This window comes from Kutzneria chonburiensis, from assembly GCF_028622115.1.
Lineage (GTDB): Bacteria > Actinomycetota > Actinomycetes > Mycobacteriales > Pseudonocardiaceae > Kutzneria > Kutzneria chonburiensis.
Map to the genome: position 1 here is coordinate 1,863,244 of NZ_CP097263.1, position 16,157 is coordinate 1,879,400.

General features: G+C 68.9%; 21 protein-coding genes. 11 read left to right on the forward strand and 10 right to left on the reverse strand.

What is annotated here, in order from left to right; genetic code table 11:
- Positions 1 to 81 precede the first annotated feature (81 nt).
- From M3Q35_RS08560 to M3Q35_RS08580, 5 genes are read right to left on the reverse strand one after another with little or no spacing between them, the layout of a single operon-like run.
- On the reverse strand, positions 82 to 618 hold the full coding sequence (locus M3Q35_RS08560) for a hypothetical protein (RefSeq protein ID WP_273941123.1): 537 nt from the start codon (positions 616 to 618) through the stop codon (positions 82 to 84).
- Between the two features lie 32 nt (positions 619 to 650).
- Entirely contained in the window at positions 651 to 1,412 is a 762-nt protein-coding gene (locus M3Q35_RS08565) for a carbohydrate ABC transporter permease (RefSeq protein WP_273944285.1), read from the reverse strand.
- A gap of 47 nt (positions 1,413 to 1,459) precedes the next feature.
- On the reverse strand, positions 1,460 to 2,398 hold the full coding sequence (locus M3Q35_RS08570) for a carbohydrate ABC transporter permease (RefSeq protein ID WP_273941124.1): 939 nt from the start codon (positions 2,396 to 2,398) through the stop codon (positions 1,460 to 1,462).
- Positions 2,395 to 3,633 carry a sugar ABC transporter substrate-binding protein gene (locus M3Q35_RS08575; RefSeq protein ID WP_273941125.1) on the reverse strand — a complete coding sequence of 413 codons (1,239 nt, stop codon included), beginning with the start codon at positions 3,631 to 3,633 and terminating at the stop codon, positions 2,395 to 2,397. The genes M3Q35_RS08570 and M3Q35_RS08575 overlap by 4 nt, the downstream gene beginning before the upstream one ends.
- Positions 3,634 to 3,679: 46 nt before the next feature.
- Positions 3,680 to 4,696 carry a LacI family DNA-binding transcriptional regulator gene (locus M3Q35_RS08580; protein ID WP_273941126.1) on the reverse strand — a complete coding sequence of 339 codons (1,017 nt, stop codon included), beginning with the start codon at positions 4,694 to 4,696 and terminating at the stop codon, positions 3,680 to 3,682.
- Positions 4,697 to 4,944: 248 nt separating this feature from the next.
- On the opposite strand from M3Q35_RS08580, the gene M3Q35_RS08585 reads away from it, so the two are divergent.
- Positions 4,945 to 6,759 carry an RICIN domain-containing protein gene (locus M3Q35_RS08585; protein ID WP_273941127.1) on the forward strand — a complete coding sequence of 605 codons (1,815 nt, stop codon included), beginning with the start codon at positions 4,945 to 4,947 and terminating at the stop codon, positions 6,757 to 6,759.
- Between the two features lie 23 nt (positions 6,760 to 6,782).
- Here the strand turns inward: M3Q35_RS08585 and M3Q35_RS08590 are convergent, their stop codons facing one another.
- Entirely contained in the window at positions 6,783 to 7,214 is a 432-nt protein-coding gene (locus M3Q35_RS08590; protein ID WP_273941128.1) for a hypothetical protein, read from the reverse strand.
- A gap of 288 nt (positions 7,215 to 7,502) precedes the next feature.
- Here M3Q35_RS08590 and M3Q35_RS08595 point away from each other — a divergent pair, with 288 nt between their 5' ends.
- The 3 genes from M3Q35_RS08595 (at position 7,503) to M3Q35_RS08605 (ending at position 9,433) form a co-directional block, all read left to right on the forward strand.
- A complete protein-coding gene (locus M3Q35_RS08595; protein WP_273941129.1) occupies positions 7,503 to 7,973 on the forward strand; it encodes a hypothetical protein in 471 nt (156 codons plus the stop codon).
- Between the two features lie 41 nt (positions 7,974 to 8,014).
- Complete coding sequence (locus M3Q35_RS08600) at positions 8,015 to 8,470, forward strand: hypothetical protein (RefSeq protein WP_273941130.1); 456 nt, start codon at positions 8,015 to 8,017, stop codon at positions 8,468 to 8,470.
- A 105-nt stretch (positions 8,471 to 8,575) separates the two neighbouring features.
- Positions 8,576 to 9,433, forward strand: a complete 858-nt coding sequence (locus tag M3Q35_RS08605) for a hypothetical protein (RefSeq protein WP_273941131.1) — start codon at positions 8,576 to 8,578, stop codon at positions 9,431 to 9,433.
- Between the two features lie 17 nt (positions 9,434 to 9,450).
- On the opposite strand, the gene M3Q35_RS08610 is transcribed toward M3Q35_RS08605, so the two are convergent.
- The 3 genes from M3Q35_RS08610 to M3Q35_RS08620 form a co-directional block, all read right to left on the reverse strand.
- Entirely contained in the window at positions 9,451 to 10,059 is a 609-nt protein-coding gene (locus tag M3Q35_RS08610) for a TetR/AcrR family transcriptional regulator (RefSeq protein WP_273941132.1), read from the reverse strand.
- 17 nt (positions 10,060 to 10,076) lie between these two features.
- Positions 10,077 to 11,096 (reverse strand): MBL fold metallo-hydrolase, encoded by a 1,020-nt coding sequence (locus tag M3Q35_RS08615; protein WP_273941133.1) that lies wholly within the window; start codon positions 11,094 to 11,096, stop codon positions 10,077 to 10,079.
- Positions 11,097 to 11,264: 168 nt separating this feature from the next.
- A complete protein-coding gene (locus M3Q35_RS08620) occupies positions 11,265 to 11,411 on the reverse strand; it encodes a hypothetical protein (RefSeq protein WP_273941134.1) in 147 nt (48 codons plus the stop codon).
- A 9-nt stretch (positions 11,412 to 11,420) separates the two neighbouring features.
- On the opposite strand from M3Q35_RS08620, the gene M3Q35_RS08625 reads away from it, so the two are divergent.
- Positions 11,421 to 11,591: a hypothetical protein gene (locus M3Q35_RS08625; protein ID WP_273941135.1), complete on the forward strand. Its 171-nt coding sequence runs from the start codon at positions 11,421 to 11,423 to the stop codon at positions 11,589 to 11,591.
- 7 nt (positions 11,592 to 11,598) lie between these two features.
- Positions 11,599 to 12,198 carry a hypothetical protein gene (locus M3Q35_RS08630; protein WP_273941136.1) on the forward strand — a complete coding sequence of 200 codons (600 nt, stop codon included), beginning with the start codon at positions 11,599 to 11,601 and terminating at the stop codon, positions 12,196 to 12,198.
- A gap of 13 nt (positions 12,199 to 12,211) precedes the next feature.
- On the opposite strand, the gene M3Q35_RS08635 is transcribed toward M3Q35_RS08630, so the two are convergent.
- Positions 12,212 to 12,346, reverse strand: coding sequence for a hypothetical protein (locus M3Q35_RS08635; protein ID WP_273941137.1), 135 nt, complete (start codon positions 12,344 to 12,346; stop codon positions 12,212 to 12,214).
- Between M3Q35_RS08635 and M3Q35_RS08640 the strand changes: the two genes are divergently transcribed.
- The 5 genes from M3Q35_RS08640 to M3Q35_RS08660 all read left to right on the forward strand — a co-directional run bounded on the left by M3Q35_RS08640 (position 12,339) and on the right by M3Q35_RS08660 (position 16,156).
- Complete coding sequence (locus M3Q35_RS08640; protein WP_273941138.1) at positions 12,339 to 12,683, forward strand: hypothetical protein; 345 nt, start codon at positions 12,339 to 12,341, stop codon at positions 12,681 to 12,683. The two genes, M3Q35_RS08635 and M3Q35_RS08640, sit on opposite strands and share 8 nt — an antisense overlap.
- A gap of 226 nt (positions 12,684 to 12,909) precedes the next feature.
- Positions 12,910 to 14,298, forward strand: coding sequence for an amidohydrolase family protein (locus M3Q35_RS08645; RefSeq protein ID WP_273941139.1), 1,389 nt, complete (start codon positions 12,910 to 12,912; stop codon positions 14,296 to 14,298).
- Positions 14,295 to 15,122: an SDR family NAD(P)-dependent oxidoreductase gene (locus M3Q35_RS08650; protein ID WP_273941140.1), complete on the forward strand. Its 828-nt coding sequence runs from the start codon at positions 14,295 to 14,297 to the stop codon at positions 15,120 to 15,122. Before M3Q35_RS08645 ends, M3Q35_RS08650 begins: the two co-directional genes overlap by 4 nt.
- Before the next feature lie 87 nt (positions 15,123 to 15,209).
- Complete coding sequence (locus M3Q35_RS08655; RefSeq protein ID WP_273941141.1) at positions 15,210 to 15,338, forward strand: hypothetical protein; 129 nt, start codon at positions 15,210 to 15,212, stop codon at positions 15,336 to 15,338.
- Positions 15,338 to 16,156 (forward strand): Gfo/Idh/MocA family protein, encoded by an 819-nt coding sequence (locus M3Q35_RS08660; protein ID WP_273941142.1) that lies wholly within the window; start codon positions 15,338 to 15,340, stop codon positions 16,154 to 16,156. Before M3Q35_RS08655 ends, M3Q35_RS08660 begins: the two co-directional genes overlap by 1 nt.
- Position 16,157: the final 1 nt, after the last annotated feature.

Genomic DNA, 16,157 nt, shown 5'->3' on the forward strand with positions numbered 1-16,157 from the left:
CGAAACCGGCGAAGGCGTCCGTGCCGGCCTTCACCACCTGCTCGAAGTCGTTTGCCGCACGGTAGGGCACGCCGCCGCCGGTCAGTTCCTCGATCGCGATCTCCCACGGGCTCGAGCCGTCGCCGGTGATCGTGAGCCCGCGCTCGGCCTCACCGAGTGCCTGTGCTCGAACACCGCCGGCTCGCCGGCGAGCACAGTGATGCGGTAGCGGTGCCCAGTTTCGTAGGCGGTGAAGGTGTATCCGCCGTCGGCCGCGTCCGGGTAGAAGTAGGTTCCGGTGAACGGGGTCAGCGCCGCGGCGGCTGCTTCGACCCGCAGACCGAGGCCGACCCCACGCAGGCGCACCGCGTCCACCGTGTCGTAGGCGATGTCGATGCGCCCGCCCGCATGCTCCCAGCTCAACACGGCGGGCGTGGCCCGGACCGTGGTGTCGACGCGTTCCCCGGTCGCCGGGTCGACCGGCACCAGCCGCAGCACGCCGTGCATCCCGTTGCGGTGCGACACCAGATGCAGGTCGTCGGCCCGGGACCGCTGGCCGAGCACCGGCGAGATGCCGAACCAGGAACCGTGACGGGAGAACGGGATGTCGTCGACGGAGAACTCGAGGACGGTGGTCATCGAACGGCACTCGATTCGTTCACGGGGCACGGTCAGTCCTTGACCGCGCCTGCGGTGACGCCGGCGGCGACATAGCGCTGGGCCAGCACGAGTATCACCGCGGCCGGGATGGACGCGAACACGGCGGTCGCCATGATCGCGTTCCACTGCTGGTTGTTGTTGCCGATGTAGTGGTAGATGCCGAGCGTGATCGGCTCGTGCGCGCCGCCGTTGTCCAGCGTGCTGGCGAAGACGAAGTCCGACCACGCCCACAGGAAGGCGAACACCGACACCGTGACGACCCCGTTGCGGCTCATCGGCAGCACGATCGACCAGAAGGTGCGCAGCCGGCTGGCCCCGTCGGTCTTGGCCGCCTGCAACAACTCGTCGGGAATCGACGACATCAGCGCGGCGAAGATGAGCACGCCGAAGGGCACCGCGATGGTCGAGTCGGCGACGATGAGGCCGGGAACCGACTGGAGCAGGCCGAGGTCGAGGTAGATGGCGTAGAAGCCCATCGCCATGATGATCCCCGGCACCATCTGCGCCGCCAGCAACAGGAAGTTCAGCACGCCGGCGCCGCGCGGTCGCAGTTTGGCCAGCGCGAACCCGGCCGGCGCGGACAGCGCCACGGTCAGCACGACCGTGCCGAGCGCGATCACCACGCTGGTGCCCAGGTAGGGGAGTTGCTCGGTCAGCGCGGCCCGGTAGCCGTCGAGCGTGCCGTGCACCGGGAACAGGTCGGGCGGCGACTTGCGCATGTCCTGTTCCGGCGTGAAGGACACGGTGAGCATCCAGTAGACCGGGAACAGCATGATCGCGGTCAGCAGCACCGCGATGCCGGTCTGCCATCGCCGTGTGGTCACGACGTCACCAGCTTGCGCTGGAACCGGATGTAGGCCAGGCCGAACACCAGCGCGGTGACGACGAGCAGGTTGCCGACGGCCGCCGCGGGGCCGAACGACGGCAGCAGGGTGCCGAAGCCGAGCCGGTAGGACCACGTGGCGAAGGTGGTGGACGAGTCGGTCGGGCCGCCCCGCGTCATGATCCAGATGACGTCGAACACCTTGAGCGTGTAGATCAGCCCGAGTAGCAGCGTGATGGCGGACACCGGGCGCAGCAGGGGAAAGGTGATCCGCCAGAACCGCTGCCACGCGCTCGCCCCGTCCAGCGCCGCCGCCTCGTACAGGCTGTCCGGGATCGTCTGGAGTCCACTGTAGAGGATCACGAGGTTGAACGGGATGCCGATCCAGATGTTGGCGATGATCACCGAAACCAGCGACCACTGCGGCGAGGTCAGCCAGTTGACCGGGCCGAGGCCGACCAGGCCCAGCGCCGTGTTGACGATGCCGGAGTCGCTGTTGAGCATCCACGACCACGTGGAGGCGGACACGATCAGCGGCAGCAGCCACGGCACCAGGAACAGGGCGCGTAGCGTGGCCGACAGCCGGAAGCGCTGCCGGAAGAACACTGCCAGCGCCAGCCCGATGGTGTACTGGAAAGCGATCGACGCGCCGGTGAACACCGCCGTGTGCGCGAGCGCAGGCAGGAACGTCGGGTCGCTGAGCACGGTCCCGTAGTTGGCCAGGCCGGTGAACGGGGCGTCGCCCTGGACGAAGGACCGGACGGTGTAGTTGCGCAGGCTCAGGTCGACGTTGCGGAACAACGGGAACGCGTAGAACACCGCCAGGTACACAGTGACCGGGAGGAGGAATCCCCAGGCGGCCCACTGGTCCAGGTTGCGGCGACGGCGGCCGGCCGGGACGGCGGCCGCCGTCGCACGCGCAACGGTGGTGGTCATCCCTTGCCCACGGATGCCTGCGCGGCTTGCAGCGCGGCGGCCGGCGCCTTCGAGCCGGACAGGGTGGCCTGCACGGCGGTCCACAGCTGCTCGGAGATCTTCGGGTACTTGGTGCCCAGGTTGTCGCTCGTGCGCCCCTTGGCGGCGTGCACGGCATCCACCCACACTTGCAGCGCCGGGTCGGCGGCGGCCTGCTTCTGCTGCACAGCAGCAGCTGGCGCGACGTAGGACAGTGTGGTGTCGGTGGCGTAGATGTTGTCCGGACTGGTCAGGCAGGACACGATCTTCTGGTCCGTGGCGTAGCGGGCGGCGTCCTTCTGCGTCGGCACGGTGACGAATTCGCCGCCGGTCGGCACCGGCGCGGCGCCGCCGTGCTGGGCCGGCACGGTGATCGTCCCGTACTCGAAGCCGAGCTTCTTGGCGTTGCCCAGCTGCCAGGTGCCGTTCTCGGCGAACGCGACGTTGCCGGCGGCGAAGTCCTGCCAGCTCGTGGTCTGGGTGTTGTTGAGCACCGAGTTCGGCGCGTAGCCGGCCTTGAGCCAGTCGCTCCACAGCGTCAGCGCGGCGGCGCCCTGCGGGGAGTCCAGCTGGTCGAGCCGGGCGCCGGAGCCCCAGAACCAGGGCAGGAACTGGAAACTGCCCTCCTCGGTGCCGATCGCGGAGAACGTGATGCCCTTCTTGCCGGTGCCCGCGATCTTGGCCAGCGCCGCCGTCAGCGTGGCCCAGTCCTTGACCGACGCCGGGTCCACGCCGGCGGCCTGGAGGATCGTCTTGTTGTAGAACAGGGCCAGCGTGTTCGCGCCGATCGGCGTGCCGTAGGTCTTGCCGCCGAGCTGGCCGGCGCCGAGCAGATTCGGGTCGACGCCGGACGTCTCGATCTTGGTGTCGTCGGTGGTCGCGAGCACGCCGGCGTCGGCCAGTGTCGACACCACCGGGTTGTCCACGATCAGCACGTCGGGGGCATTTCCCTGCTGGGCGGCGAGCAGGACCTTGTTGGTCAGGTCCGTGGTGTCGAACGCGGTCCGCTTGACCTTGACGCCGGCCTTGTCGCCGCACGACTCGACCAGCTTCGTCCACGCGGCGTTGCCGTCGAACTGCGGATACGGGTCCCAGATCGTGTAGTCGGCGCTCGAGGCGCCGGAACCGCTGCCGGCGGAACCACAGGCGGTGAGTCCCACCGCGGCGGTGACGGCGACCGCGACGCCGGCTAAGCGTCTGGGCGTGGAAGTCTTCATCACGGAGATCCCTTCGGGAAGCAGGGGCCGGCGGACCGGCGGTGGTTCAGCAGGTCGGCACCGGTCCCGTGCTGCCCCGCAGCGAGACCGGTGGGGCGAGCAGGTGGTGCCGGGGCGCGCCGGCCGGATCGGCCAGGCGAGCCATGAGCAGGTCGACCGCCAGCCGACCCAGTTCCGCCGCGGGCACATCCGCGGCCGTCAGCTGCGGTGACACCATCTGGGCCCAGTGCGGCAGCGCCACTCCGGCGATGGAGAAGTCGCCCGGCACGCTGCGTCCGGCCCGGGCCAGTCCTTGGTACAGACCGCCGAGCGCCGCCTCGTTCAAGGTGACGATCGCGGTGGTGCCCGGGTCGTCGTGCAGGATCTGCTCGACCCGGGCCTGGCCCGACGCGGCGTCGTCGTCGCACGGGTAGTGCCGGCCGGTCAGGCCGCGCGCGGCGATGGCCCGCTCGAAGCCCTCCAGTCCACGGTGGGCCGACTCGTAACCGATGCGCAGCAACCGTTCCGGCCGGTTGACCAGCGCGATCCGCCGGTGGCCCAGATCGGCCAGATGATCGACGCAGGCCGTGACCAGCGCCCCGTGGTCGACGCCGACCCAGCAGGTGCGGTCCGGCGCGGCGGTGCGGCCGATGGTGACGAACGGGAAGTCGGCCTCGAGCAGCTGGTCGACGCGCTCGTCGGCCAGCCTGACCTCCATCAGGACCACGCCGTCGACCCGGCGTTCGGCCAGCAGCCGCCGCAGCGACGAGGTGCTGTCCGGTCCCGCGGTCGACAGCAGCACGTCGTATTCGTGCACGGCCGCCGCGTCGGCCAGGCTGCCGATGAAGTCCAGCTGCATCGCCGTGTAGTGGTGGCCGACGGCGGGCGGGAACACCAGGCCGATCGTGCTGGTGCGGCCGGCGGCCAGCGCGCGGGCGCTGGCATTGGGTTGATAGCCCAGTTCGTCGACCACCTGCTGGATCTTCCGGCGGGTGGCCTCGGACACCGACCGCTTGCCGCTGAGCGCGTAGGAGACCGTGCTCCGCGACACGTTGGCCCGTCGGGCGATCTCTCCGATGTTCACGCTGCTCCCTTGTCGAACCGGTTCGCGTGAGAGGCAGGTTAGGGAGGTGTGTCCGGCGTGTCAACGGGCCAGCAGTTGAGGGTTGACAGGCCTGGCCTGCGCTCCTAGCTTTCTCGGCACGACGCGAACCGGTTCGACAATCACTGGTCGACAGACCGAGAGATTCCCGCCGCGCCGACCTGCTTCCCCATACCCCAGACCGGTATCCGCCGGCGCCATCCCGACTTCACCCACCGGGAGGAACACGCATGCCCACATCCTGTCGACGCGGGGCCGCCGTCCTGCTCACCGCGCTGGCCACGGCCACGCTGGCCGCCGCACCGGCCCACTCCGCCACCACGAGCGTGACGATCGACTTCGCGACGGCCGGCGGCGCACCCACCTATCACGCCGCGGGCACCCTCTACGGGATGTCGCCCGACGGCTCGCTGCCGCAGGACCACTTCTACACCGACATCAAATGGCACTTCGAACGGGCCGGCGGCGCCCAGCTGAACAACGGCGGCTACGCCACCAGCCTGGCCGACTACCAGACCCGCTGGGCCTCGACCCTGGCGCAGTACCGGCGGACCGCGGCGCTGGGCGGGACCTTCATCCTGCTGCCGCACGACCTGTGGGGCGCCGACGGCACGACCAACCAGGGCTGGCCCGGCGACAACGGCGACTGGACCCAGTTCGACAACTTCGTCACCCAGCTGATCGGGGACGTCAAGGCCAACACCATGACCGTCCAGTGGGACCTGTGGAACGAGCCGGACGGCAGCGGCTTCTGGGGCCGTTCCCAGGCCCAGTACCTCCAGATGTGGTCGCGGTTCTACGCCCGCGTGCGGGCCGCGTTCCCCGGCCAGCTCGTCGTCGGACCGAGCATCGCGAACAAGCCAGGCTCCGGCAACCCCTGGTGGACCACGTTTCTCAGCTACGCCAAGGCGAACAATGTCGCGCCGGACATCTGGAGCTGGCACGACGAGCCCGGCGACCCGGTCGGTGAGACGGCCGCGGCCAACTCGACCCTCGCCGCCGCGGGCCTGGCCAACACCCGGCCGTACCAGATCAACGAGTACGCCACGTTCGACATGCAGACCCCCGGCGGCGGCGCCTGGTTCATCGGCCGGCTGGAACGGGCCGGCGCCGACGGGCTGCGCGGCAACTGGGCCTCCGGCACCGCACTGCACGACTACCAAGCGAATCTGCTCACCAGGAACAGCGCCGGCCAGTACCTGCCGCTCGGCGAGTGGTTCATGTACCGCTACTACGGCTCGCAGACCGGCAACATCGTCAACTTCATTCCCGGCAGCGGTGTCGACGGGTTGGCCACCAAGGACAACACCGCGCACAACGCCAAGGTGCTGCTCGGCAGCAACGGCAACACCGGCACCGTGACCGTCAACCTGGCCGGTCTGAACACCACCTCCGTCGTGACCAACGGGCAGGTTCGTGCTGTCCTGCAACGGATCCCTGGCAACGGCGGCGGCGCGGTGACCGGGCCGCAGACGGTGTCGGACCAGATTCTGACTGTCAGCAACAACTCCGCCGCGGTGAGCGTGCCGTACACGAACGCCACCGACGGCTACACCGTCACGGTGCTTCCGCCGACCAACGCCACCATTTCGACGGTCGCGGTCAGCGAGAACAGCGGGCAGTGCCTGGACGACACCAATCGCAGCACCGCGAATGCCGCGCAGTACCAGCAGTACTACTGCGAGGGCGGCTACCAGCAGATGCTCGATCTCACCCCGGTTGCCGGCCGGGCCAATACCTACACGGTGGTCAACAAGCTGAGCGGCAAGTGTCTTGACGTCAGCGGAGCGTCCACTGCGGACGGTGCCGCGGTGATCCAGTACACGTGCAACGGCCAGACCAACCAGATGTTCACGCTCACTCCGGTGACGGCGCTGGGCAACAGCCAGGACTACCAGTTGGTCGCCGTGCACAGCGGCAAATGCGTTGATGTCAGCAATGTGTCGACCACGGCCGGCGCGCTGGTTCACCAGTGGACCTGTGACGCTGCCGGCGCGCTGAGCACCAAGAAGAACCAGATCTGGCGGCTACAGGGCAAAGCCTGACGCCGCAACGCTTCCCCGGCTGGTCACTTGCAGTGCACCCCGTGCCAGGGCCCGGCCTGGCCGACGCCGTAGTACGAGTCGACGATCTGCGCGAGCAGGCTGATGCACAACCCGCGGGCCGGCACCGACACCGGGCCGGCGTAGTACTTGAACGACCCGTCGTCGGTCGCGGTCGGGCTGACCTGGTCGCAGTCGCCGTCGGCGCCGTAGGCGCACGGATACATGCTGATCGACATCTCCTTCTGCCGGCCGTAGAACGATCCGTAGGCGACGTTGACCGCGCAGTTGCGGCCGGTGTTGTTGTCCCAGTACAGATAGACGGTGCCCATCTTCAGGGTGCCGGCGGTGACCGGGTAGCTGTCGATCTGGCTGCCCGCGCACCCCCAACCGTCGGCCGAGGCCGTCGCCGGAACGGCCACGGACAGGCCGAGGAACACCGCCGACGCCGCGAGCATCCCCGCGATGCCGTGTCGCCCCATTCGTGTGCCGGTTCTGCCACGTCTGAACATGCGAGATGCCGCCTTTCTCCGGGAACGCAGGCTTCCCAGCCTGGCGCGGTCCACGGAAGAGGCGCGGAAACCGCACTGCAGCGTTTCTGCAGCGGCCTGTGCCATGAGCTCGGCAGTCCACGTTGCAGCGAAACTTCCGCGTTAGTGCAGCCGGTCGGGCCAGGCTCACGAGCCTCACGCCGACGAACCGTGGCCACGGTCCACGGGGGTCCGACAGAAGGGACTCACCTGCCCATGCGTCCACTCGTTCGCACGCTCGCACCGGCGGCCGTCGCCGTTCTCGCCATGACCGGTGCCGCCGTGATCGCCGACACCGGCACCGCCTCCGCCGCCGGTTGGGGCTGTTCGGGATCCGAGGTCAGTGACTCGCCGTACCCGGTGAAGACCCCGTCCGGCGCCATCTTCAGCTACGTCCACCTCTACTGGGACGGGTCGACCGGGCGCAACTGCGCGGTCAACGTCAAGACCGGCGCCCTGTACGGCACGCCGTCCCTCACCGAGGTCGCCCTGCGCGAGTGTTCCGGGGACACGCCCAGCCCGCATTGCGACCAGATCAACGTGGCCGGCGACAACAAGGTCTACAGCTACTACGCGGGACCCGTCAGCGTGCCCGGCGCCGGTCACTGCATCATGGTCGAGGCCTGGACCCTCGACGCCAACCGCGACAACCAGGCCCTTCTCGACCTCGGTCCCTTCCACTGCTGACCTCGCCGCCATCCTGGAAAGGACTCTTCCCCATGCACGCCATGCGCAAGCTCGCACCCGCCGCCGCGGCCGTCCTCGCCATGACCGGCGCCGTCACGATCGCCGACACCGGCACCGCGTCCGCCGCCGGTTGGGGATGCTCGGGCTCCGAGGTCAGCGACTCGCCGTATCCGGTGGTCGGCCCCGCCGGCTCGGTCTTCAGCTACGTGCACCTGTACTGGAACGGGTCGACCGGCAAGAACTGCGCGGTCAACGTGAAGACCGGCGCCCTCTACGGCACCCCGACCCAGACCGAGATCGTCCTCTACCAGTGTGCCGCCGACACGCCCGCGGCCGGGTGCAGCGCGACCCTGGCGGCGTCCGACGGAGGCAACTTCGCCTACTACGCGGGACCCGCCTCCATCCCGGGCGCCGGCCACTGCCTGGTGGTTCAGGCCTGGACCGACGACACCAGCGGCAACGAGGCCAACTTCGCGCGGGGCCCCTTCCACTGCTGAGATCACCGTGTATCCGTGAATGGTCGTCGCTTGACCGGTCGTGACGGGCCCGCGTACCTTCGTCGCTGCATAAGGAAACCTTCTTAACAATTAAGCAGGTGGCCCATGAGCAGGGTGACGACTCGGCGTGCCGTGCTGTCGGCGGTGGCCGGCGCGGCGTCGGCGGCGGTGATGGTCGGCGCCGCGCCGGCCGCGTCGGCCGTGCCACGGGACGGTGTTTCGGCTCCCTACGGTCCTTTTCCGCCGCACCTGCTCGAAGCCGAGCAGCTGTTGGGCTATCTCGATCTGCTGGTGTGGGAGGCGGGCAACAACCAGTACCGGTATCCCGCGCCGCCGGGGCAGCCCAACGTTCCGGACCAGATGACGTGGGGTGGCCCGGGCGATCCGGCTTCCTATCGCAACCTGGCCCAGTGCGCGTCGTTCCAGACCGGCCTGCTCAAGCACTCCTATCCGCAGTGGGCGACCGACGGCTTCTTCGCCCAGTATTTCGGCTCGACCAGCCCGCAGGCCTGGCAGTACCACCGCATGTTCACCGGGCGGCATGGCGCGGTGCCGCACTTCACCCCGGTGTCGACGATCGATGATCTCCAGGTCGGCGACCTGATCGCGCTCGACGACAAGGACCGCAAGCCCGGTGACACCGACACCGGTCACATGATGCTGGTACGCCGCCGCGGCGGCACGTATCACGGGGTTGGCGAGCAGGCCGGCAGCACCCAGCATGCCGTCCAAGTGGTGGATTGCACCAAGACTCCGCACGGTGTCTACGGTGTCGGCGACTATTCGTCCTATCCGGACAGTCGCATCACCAAGTCCGGCGCGTGGCCCGGCGGGGGTTTCGGGCATCTGATGCTCTACGCCGACACGGTCACGGGCGCGTTCACGGGCATCCGCTGGAGTGTGAACTCCTCGGTGTTCAACCCGATCACCGAGCGGGCCATCGCCGCCGCCCACGTGAGCTGACGTGCCCTGCCGGGTGGTTACGCGATCTCCGGCGAGGCCAGCAGCGCGGTGATGGTACGGGCGGCGAGGGCCTCGGCGCCCTCCCTGATGCCGACCGCGCGGAACTTGTGGCCGATCTGGAGCAGCGCGATGCCGTGGATGACCGACCACAGCGGTCCGGCGACGGCGCGGGGATCCTGCGCCCGGAGCAGGCCTGCCTGCTGGCCGGCCTCGATGGCGTTGAGCAGGACCAGGAAGGTGTGCCGGCCGGCCGGGCGCACGTCGGAGAAGTCCTCGACGCCGTACGCGTCGTCGAACATGACCTTGTAGTGGTCCGGGTTGGCCAGGGCCCACCGCACGTAGCCGCGGCCGAGCCGGACCAGCAGCTCGCGCGGATCCCGGCCACGGGCGGCGATGCGGTCCAGCGCCTGACCCAGCGCGACAAATCCCTGCTCGGCGACCTCGCCGAGCAGGGCGTCCTTGTCCGCGAAGTGCCGGTACGGGGCGGCCGAGCTGACTCCCGCGCGTTTGGCCGCCTCGCTCATCGTGAACCCCTGCGGCCCCTTCTCGGCCACGAGCTCCAGTGCGGCGGCGAGCAGCGCCCGCCGCAGGTCGCCGTGGTGGTAGGAACCGGCCGGCTTGGGCATGTTACCGAGGCTAACATTCACGCGCTGTCACGCCACCAGGAGTCCGTTGTGGGCGCGTCCGTCACGAATTCGCCCGGGCGCGGCACCGCCACGCGCAGGTCCGGTGCGGCGGCCAGCAGTCGTTCGATCGGCTCGGACCAGGAGTGCCCGGCGAGCGCGAAGGTGCCCCAGTGCACCGGGATCAGCAGCTCGCCGCGCAGGGCTCGGTGCGTGGCAACGGCTTCCTCCGGCGTCATGTGCACATCCGGCCAGAGCCGGGAGTACGCGCCGATCTGGATCAGCGTCACGTCGAACGGGCCGTGCTGCCGGCCGATCTCACGGTATCCGTCGAAGTAGCCGGAGTCGCCGGTGTAGAACACCCGGTGGGTCGCGCCGGCCGCCACCCAGCCCGCCCATTGGGTGACGTTGCTGCCCGGACGAACCCGCCCGGAGAAATGCCGCGCCGCCGTTGCCGTGAGCGTGACGCCGGCGACGGTCACCGACTCCGTCCAGTCCACCTCGTCGATACGGTCGGCCGGGACGCGCCAGCGTTGCAGGTGCGCGCCGACGCCGAGCGGCACCACGAACCGCGTCTTCGGCCACCGGGCGGCGATCGCCTTGATGGTCGCGGTGTCGAGGTGGTCGTAGTGGTCGTGCGAGATCACCACCGCGTCAACCGGTGGCAGGCCGGACAGCCCGACCGGCACCGGATGCAGCCTCTTCGGGCCGACCAGCGCGGACGGCGAGACGCGGTTGCTCCACACCGGATCGAACAGGACGGTGCCGCCGTCGAGTTCCACCAGCACGGTCGAATGCCCCAGCCAGGTGGTGCGCACACCGTCCGCCGGCACCGTGAAGTCGGGCCGGACCAGCGGCACCGGTCTGGCCGGGCGGCGCCGGTCCGCGCTTGCGGACGGGTGGTGTCCCGACGGGATCGGCTCCGCCGGGCCGGCCGGGTTCTGGAAGGCGCCGTCCCGGTAGTTCGGGGACTGCCGGATCCGGACGAGACGGTCCCCACCGGGCCGTCCGCCGAGTGCCGTGGTGCCGATCAGGGTCATGACTCCTCCTCCGGGGCGCCGCACCCACTCCCCAGAATGTAAGAGGTCATAACATCGCGGGACAGGTGTCGTGCTTGACGACACAACGCCCCGCCACGAGGCGATGTTCCCCGGTCGGATCCCGTTCACCCACAGCCGAACCCCGGCGCCGGCATGCCCTGGTCGCGGTCAGCGCCGTGAAGTGTGCCGTAACGCCATGTAGGCGAGCACACCGCCGCCCACGGCGACGAACAACAGGGCGGCCATGATGGCCGTGAGGATGTCGTCGGGCCCCTGCCCGGCGGCGCTGGCGGCAAGCACGAGGTTTGCGGTCATGACGATCGGGTGCCCGCAACCGTGCCGGGTTATTCCCGCTGCGCCCTGTCAACCGATCAACCGGCACAGCGCGCCGACCAAGCCGGCGTGGCGGCCAGGGCCTATTTTGAGGAGGGCACTCCGCAGGAGGCCATCGACATCGCCACGAAGTGGCTCGGCGACGGCGACTTCCCGAAGTAGGCAGGAAATGTCTGACGGTTTTGTGCGACTGTACCGGCGGGACTGGACGCCGGCGCGGGTACGGCGGCGGGTCGACTCGCTGGCGGCGACCGGCATGGTGCTGGCCTATCCCGGCACTGGCCGGATCACCGCGTTCGACGAGATCGGCGAGCAGGTCGAGATGTTCCGCGAGGAGCTGCTCGCCGCCATGGCCGCGGTGGGAGACAAGCACTTCACCTTCCGGTACTGGCTGGAGGACGACCCGGACGCCACCGTCATCGCCTCGGTGCGGCGGGTCGGCGGCGATGTCGTGGTCGAGGAGTACAGCCTCGACGGCTTTGGCGGCCCGGTCTACCGGAAGGGCCAGGACACGGTGATCCGCCGGCTGCTGGCCGAGTTCCGGGCCACCGAGTCGGCCATCGGCCTGATCGTCGACCGATGGGGGCCGTCGGGTGAGGACGACCAGGACGACATCGTGATCGGCGGCCCCGCTCGGGTGACGGTCGTGCCAGAGCTCATGGTGCTCCGGCCGGACATCGCCCGGCGCAACTGGGCTTCCTCGGAACTGGTGCCGCACGGCGATTTCCTCGCCCACGACACCGACGGGATCCTCACCCTGGCGGGATGACCCGTTCCTCACGCTATTCCTCGTCCGGGTGGTAGGGCGAAGACCAAGCCGGTTCGACGTAGAGGCCGAGGGCTTCCACCGCGGGCACGACGTCAGAGATGTCGGCAACCGCTCCGGCGTACAGGTAGTAGTCCCAGCCGATGTGCACGAAGCAAGCTTCGGACGACGTCGAGTGCCTCGGCAAGGTCGAGCCGCTGTCCTTCTTGGAGGTCCAGGGCCGGCTTGCCGTGGCGTTCGAGGCCTCGTACGAAGAACTCGGTGATGCGGGCGGTCTCGGCGAAGATCTGCACGACGCCGCCGAACTCGCGGCCGATGTTGGAGAACGCCGTCCAATCGTCGTCGGGATGGGCGCCGTGCTTGTCGGCGAGGTCGCTGCCGCGCTCACCGGCCGCGTGGCGCAGTTATTAACTATGACTTCAGTGACGAGTGAAACTGGCACCTTCGGGCCAACCGCTTCTGCCAAACAGCCTGTGCCGGTCGTGTAGGCGGGCTGCACTACACAGGCTGGCCGAGGCGTGTTACGTTCAACAGCACTGAACGAGCGGTTGACAGTGCTGAACGTTGAGCGACCGTCTGGCCCGATGGAGTGCCGATGTCCGATCCCCGTGTTCACGTCGATCTGGGTGGCCGTGCTCGTCGCCGGCGCGCGGGTGGCCGGCTGGCGGCGACCCCGGGCCGAGCGGCGCCTAGTCACGGAAGGAATCGGGTGCCATGTCACGCAAGCTGATCAAGAACGCCTGGGTTGTCAGTGTCGACCCCGACGTGGGTGAGATTCCGAACTGCGACATTCTCATCGAGGACAAGGTCATTCGCGAGATCAGGCCGGGACTGGAGGTCGCGGGGGCTGAGGTGATCGATGCTACGGGCATGGTGGCTATTCCCGGGTTCGTCGACACTCACCGGCACACGTGGCAGGCGCTGGTGCGGGGAGTGGGCTGCGACTGGACGCTGGATGACTACTTCCAGGGAATCCGCGGCATGCTCGGCTGGAATTACCGGCCGGAGGACGTCTATGCCGGCAACCTGGTCGGAGTGTACGAATCGCTCAACGCCGGGATCACGACCCTGCTCGACTGGTCGCACATCATGAACAGCCCGGAACACGCGGACGCGGCGATCAGCGCGCTCCAGGAATCGGGCTCGCGGGCGATGTTCGCGCACGGGGACTCCAATGCCGGCTGGCAGCCGGTGAGCGATCTGCGGCACTCGGACGACGTGCGCCGGCTTCGCGAGCAGTACTTCTCCAGTGACGACCAATTGGTGAACCTCATGGTGTCACTGCGCGGACCGCAATGGGCGACCACCGAGGCCACCATCGACGACTTCCGTCTCGCCCGCGAGGTAGGCGCCCGCATCACCGTGCACGTCGGTGACGGTCTGTGGGGAATTCGCAGCAAACCGGTCGAACAGCTCGAAGCCCACGGTCTGCTCGGCGACGACACCACCTACGTCCACTGCAATTCCCTGACCGAGCGCGAATACCGGCTCATGGCCGACACAGGCGGCACGGCGTCCGTGTCCGCCGAGCTCGAGATGCACATGGGCCACGGCTACCCGCCGATCGAACCGCTGCTGAAGGTCGGTATCCGCCCGAGCCTGTCGATCGACGTCGTCGACTCGGTGCCGGGCGACATGTTCGGCGCGATGCGGGCGACGCTGGCCATGCACCGGGCGGTGACCCATCAGAGGTATCTCGACCAGGGCCTGATGACGCCCGCCGGCGGCATCACGACCCGCGACGTGCTGGAGTTCGCGACGTTGCAGGGCGCGCGGGCCTGCGGCATCGACCACAAGGTGGGCAGCCTGACCCCGGGCAAGCAGGCCGACATCGTGCTGGTGAACACCGACGCCTGGAACCTCATCCCGTTCAACGACGCGCTCGGCACGGTGGTCGGGCAGGCGACGATCCACAACGTCGACACCGTCCTGGTGGCCGGCAACGTCGTCAAACGCGACGGGCAGCTGGTGAACGTAGACTTCAACCGGGTCAAGAACCTCGCCGAGCAGTCGCGGGACCACCTGCTGGCGAAGGTCGGCGTCGAGGTGGGCCAGCGCTGGTTCGACCGGGTCGAGTCCAACTTCCAGGCGGCGAATCGATGACCAAGCCCGACGCCGTCCCCGCGGATTTTCGGGGTATCGCCGCCGCCCCGGCTGAAGTGGACCTGGCGCCGAGATTCCCGGATCTGGCCGGCAAGCTGATTCTCGTCACGGGAGCGACGACCGGAATCGGTGCCGAAATAGCTCGGCAGGCGGCCCGGAATGAGGCGGTTCCGCTGCTGATCGGTCGACGCAAGGCGGAACTCGAGCGGGTCGCCGTACAGATAGCGGAGGAGACGGGCGTGCGCGCTCCGGTCGTCACCGCGGACATCGGCGATGACGACGCGATACAGCGGATCGTCGCCGCGGCCCGCGAAGTGGCGGCGCAGATCGACGTGCTGGTGCACTGCGCGGGTGTGTTCCACTATCTGCCTTTCGCCGACACCGACACCGCATTGCTGGACGAGATGCATCGCGCTAACGTGAGGGGCCCGTTCGCGCTCACCAAGGCGGTGCTCCCGCATCTGTCGAAGAACGCGAGCATCGTGTTCATCGGCAGCAACGTCAGCACAATGGGGTACGCCTACACCTCCGCCTATACGGCGACCAAGGGCGGGGTCGAGGCACTGGCCCGCTGCCTCGCGGTCGAACTCGCGCCACAGGGGATCCGGGTCAACACGGTGTCACCCGGGCTCACCAAAACCGATATGACGATTCGCATGCGGGAGGAGCCGGAACTCGAGCGCGCCGCCCGTGCGGTGATTCCGGCCGATCGAATCGGGGAGACGAGGGAGATCGCCGCGGCGACCCTGTTCCTCTGCTCGGCGTCGTCGTCCTACGTCGTCGGGGCCACGCTGACGGTCGACGGCGGTCACAGCGCCCCCTGAGCCTGCGGCTGAACCTCACCGGCGGCGCACCGCTGCCTACGTCGGGAGGAAGAATGGGCCGCGGTGACGACGGCGGGAGGAACTGGCGTGAAGCGGGTGGGGTCGGCCGAAGGTGGTCCGCTGCGAATCGCGGTGATCGGCCTGGGGAGCATCGCCCAGAAGGCTTATCTGCCAACGTTGGCGGCCCGGCCCGGCCCGGCCTGGATCTGCACCTGATGACGCGCAGCCGGGAGCGGCTGGACGCGGTCGCCGGCACCTACCGGGTGCCGGCCGACCGCCTGTTCACCGATATTGAACAGCTGCTGGCCGCCGGACTGGACGCGGCGTTCGTGCACGTGCCGACCAACCAGCATCTGCCGGTGGTCGGTCGGCTGTTGACGGCCGGCGTGCCCGTGTACGTGGACAAGCCGTTGGACAACACCCTGGCCGGGGCGCGGCAGCTGGTCGACCAGGCTGAGCGGGCCGATGTGCTGCTGCGGGTGGGTTTCAACCGCCGGCACGTGCCGGCGTACGAGCAGGCCCGTGAGCGGCCGCGAGACCTGATCTCCGTGTGGAAGAACGAGATCGACAGCACCGGTCCGGTACGGGAGATCGTGTTCGACGACTTCATCCATGTCGTTGACACACTGCGGTTTCTGCTGCCGGGCCCGGTCGAACGCACTGTGGTCTCCGGCCGCGTCGCGGCCGGAGACCTGCACCACGTCTCCCTCACGCTCAGCGGCCCCGGGTTCACCGCGGTCGGCTCCATGCACCGGTTGAGCGGGGCGAAGGAGGAACGGCTGGAAGTGACGGGAGACGGGGCGAAGCTCGCGGTGCTCGATCTCGATCAGGTGGTGGTGCACCAGGCGGGGACGCGGACGCTTCGCCCGGCCGACGGCTGGAGTCCGGTCGCCCGACGGCGCGGGTTCGAGCAGGTGTGCACCGCCTTCGTGGACGCCGTACGAGCTGGGGCGCCGGACCCGGTCGGGCTTGCGGATGCCCTGCTCACACACGAGCTGTGTGAGCAGGTGGTCCAGCAGCTCGAGGCCCGGTGAC